Genomic DNA, 2,836 nt, shown 5'->3' with positions numbered 1-2,836 from the left:
GAACCAGTGATTGGTTCCGGATTGTCCTACAGCAGAAGGATCGGTCAATGGATCCTTAACTGATCAGCATTGCGCCCTAAGGCGGCCATGAGGTCATATCGCGGATGACGGGCAGGCACCGGCAGAGCAGGTCAGCACCCGCTGACCTGTCTCTTGAGGGCGGTTTCAGGCGTCTGAAAGAGGGTTGGCGGGCAGGGTTGAGCATCCATCAGGAACCGAACTGGCGCTCCCCCTGTTGCCCCCCTCTCGGCAACGTGGGCTGTGCTAGATTGGGTATCCCGTTTTCAAGGAGAACCCGCTGCCATGCCACGAAATATCGAGATCAAAGCCCGCATAGCCGGGGTCGATGACCTTATCCCCAGAGCCGCGGCCATCGCCGACAAGGGCCCCGTCGACATCGCCCAGGATGATACCTTCTTTCGCTGTGAATCGGGCCGCTTCAAATTGCGGACGCTCTCCCCGTCGGCAGGCCAGCTCATCTTCTACCGCAGGCCTGATCAACAGGGTCCGAAGGAGAGCTACTACCACATCACGCCAACGAACGAGCCGGACAAGCTGCGGGAAACGCTCACCCTGGCTTGCGGCCAGATTGGCAGAGTGCGAAAACAGCGGACCCTGTTTCTGGTGGGCAGAACCCGGATCCATCTCGACCGGGTTGAAGGGCTGGGTCACTTCCTCGAACTGGAAGTGGTGCTGGAAGATGACGAACCGCGCGAGGTGGGGATGCAGGAAGCTCACGACATCATGGCGCGTCTCGGTATCGAACCCTCCCGGTTGATCGAAGGCGCCTATCTGGATCTCCTGCTGCAACGACAACCCTGAGGGATTCACAACAACAAGGCCGCCCGAAGGCGGCCTTTACTGTCCGGCGGCTGGGTTATTTGACCCGCGCCAGCGCCGTGTTGATCCTCAGGTTGGTCGCCTCCAGCCCCGGCTGCTGGCCGTAGAAGTCGAACGCCAGCTCGACACCGGGGCGAAACAGCAGGCAGTGGGTGGAGCCGCCGAAGTGGAACATGCCGAGCTGCTCCCCCTTCGCGATCCGCTGCCCCGGCTGCACCGTCACCTCGCAGCTCGACACCTCCGCCATGCCCACCGGCACCACGCACATCAGGCCGATCCTGGGGTTGTCCGCCTCGATGAAGATGAGTGCCCGGGTCGCCACCGCGGTCAGGAAGGGCTGGGACTGGTTCGGGGCGCTGGGGTCGGGCCCCGCCGGGCTGTCGAAACCCTGGTGGCGGTTGGCCAGGTAGTAGCTGCCGTTGACCACCATGACCGAGCGCACCGTGCCGCTCACCGGGCTGTGCCAGCGGTGATAGCTGAGGGCGCTGAGGAAGGCCTGATAGAGGGTGCCCCCCTCGAACGCGGCGGCGCGCGGGTCGAAGTCCAGCAAGTTGTCCAGGGAATAGGGCTGTCCCTTGAGCCAGAAGGCGTCCTGCCGCCTTACCCCGGTCACCACCTGCAGCGGGGCCGACTCGCAGGCGTTGGCGATCACGCTGTCATCGTCCGGGGCCGTCACCGGCCGCACGCCGGGGCAGAAGCGGCGGGTGAAGAAGTCGTCCCAGCTGGCGAAGCCCTCGTATTCCTCTCCCGGCACGGTGTGGAAGATCCCCTCGAAGCGCTCTGGGGTGGGGTTGTCGCCGGCCCCGAGCGCCCCCTGCGCCACCCGGACCATCTCCCGTTTCGCCACCTCCCCGAGCCAGGGGACGATCAGGGTCTGGCGATCCAAGGGGCTCACCGACTCGGTCAGCACATAACGGGACGCGGGACTTTGCAGGAAGTCGGCCCAGTATCCGAGGATCTTGCGCAGTTGCTGGTTCACCAGCGCATTGGCGAAGAAGTCGTACCCGGCGGCCGTCGCCATGGGCCAGTTGAGCAGGGCATTGATGGGGAATCCGATCAGCCCGGCGGGCTCCTGGGTCTGCACATCCTGATAGGCTTCCGGGGCCGTGGTCATGATGCCGTTGAGCAGCTGCAGGAACTCATCGAGGCTGCGCACCTGGACCTGACCGAGCGGCGTGCTGTGCTCGTGCTGCCACGCCTCGTCAAACATCCCCTGGGCCTGCTGATACAGGAGAGGATCCTGCTCCACCAGCGCCTTCAATCCGGCGATCGGGGCCACCAGCGGGCGAGGCTGGCGGGTGACCGCCTGACGCAGCCGCTGTACCCAGCGCGCCACATGGGCCTGATCCCGGGGGACCCAGCCACCGGCATGGGCATGGGGGGGACGCGTATCCACTGCCTTGTTCATCGCTCTCTCCTTGTTGAAGCGCCTTGGGCCCGCCGGATGCGATGCGCCTGAGGGCGCCATCTGGCAGGTAGCAAGGTGTAGCACAGGGGAAAAGCGGCCTCCATTGGCAGAAATGGCAGCGGCGAAGCGGGGAAAAAGAGGCTAACGGAGGCGTTGGCAAACGACGGAAATGCGAAAGGCCAGCTCAATGAGCTGGCCTTTCTGAAAAATGGCAGGGGCGGCAGGACTCGAACCCGCAACCATCGGTTTTGGAGACCGCTGTTCTACCAATTGGAACTACGCCCCTGCAACAAACGAGGCGTAGTATACAAAGCGGAGGTCAAAGGTAAAGGCTTTTTTCTCACTTTCGATGCGATCGAACAAATGACGAGCAGATCCCCGCAATTCCAACAAGGAGCGGGGGTAAGCTGCTGTATTTGCAGCCCCGACGGGGTAGGAATGGGACACAAATGGGGGTAGGGTGAAACCAGGCTCAGGGAGGCTGCCCATGCTCAATTACCGACTGCTGCAACGTAACGGTTCACCCAGACCAGTTGACAGGTAAAAAATGAGACGATCGTCCGGTGATCCACTATTGCCTCTTGCGTG

At 63.0% G+C, this 2,836-nt stretch carries 2 protein-coding genes and 1 tRNA gene; 1 reads left to right on the top strand and 2 read right to left on the bottom strand.

Annotation, left to right across the window (positions count from 1 at the left end; genetic code table 11):
- Nucleotides 1–303: 303 nt before the first annotated feature.
- Entirely contained in the window at nucleotides 304–822 is a 519-nt protein-coding gene (locus tag OKC30_RS20410) for a class IV adenylate cyclase (protein WP_042864778.1), read from the top strand.
- A 55-nt stretch (nucleotides 823–877) separates the two neighbouring features.
- On the opposite strand, the gene OKC30_RS20405 is transcribed toward OKC30_RS20410, so the two are convergent.
- Nucleotides 878–2,248, bottom strand: coding sequence for a phosphatidylserine decarboxylase family protein (locus tag OKC30_RS20405; protein WP_160839527.1), 1,371 nt, complete (start codon nucleotides 2,246–2,248; stop codon nucleotides 878–880).
- 209 nt (nucleotides 2,249–2,457) lie between these two features.
- Nucleotides 2,458–2,534, bottom strand: a tRNA-Trp gene (locus tag OKC30_RS20400).
- Nucleotides 2,535–2,836 lie beyond the last annotated feature (302 nt).

Source organism: Aeromonas sp. QDB18 (assembly GCF_027705325.1).
GTDB lineage: Bacteria > Pseudomonadota > Gammaproteobacteria > Enterobacterales > Aeromonadaceae > Aeromonas > Aeromonas caviae.
The sequence above is the reverse complement of the archived record's forward strand: the minus strand, read 5'-3'. Positions and strand labels throughout refer to the sequence as shown.

Coding starts and splice junctions, on each gene's coding strand:
- OKC30_RS20410 (WP_042864778.1), top strand. CDS start 304: ATGCCACGAAATATCGAGATCAAAGCCCGCATAGCCGGGGTCGATGAC.
- OKC30_RS20405 (WP_160839527.1), bottom strand. CDS start 2,248: ATGAACAAGGCAGTGGATACGCGTCCCCCCCATGCCCATGCCGGTGGC.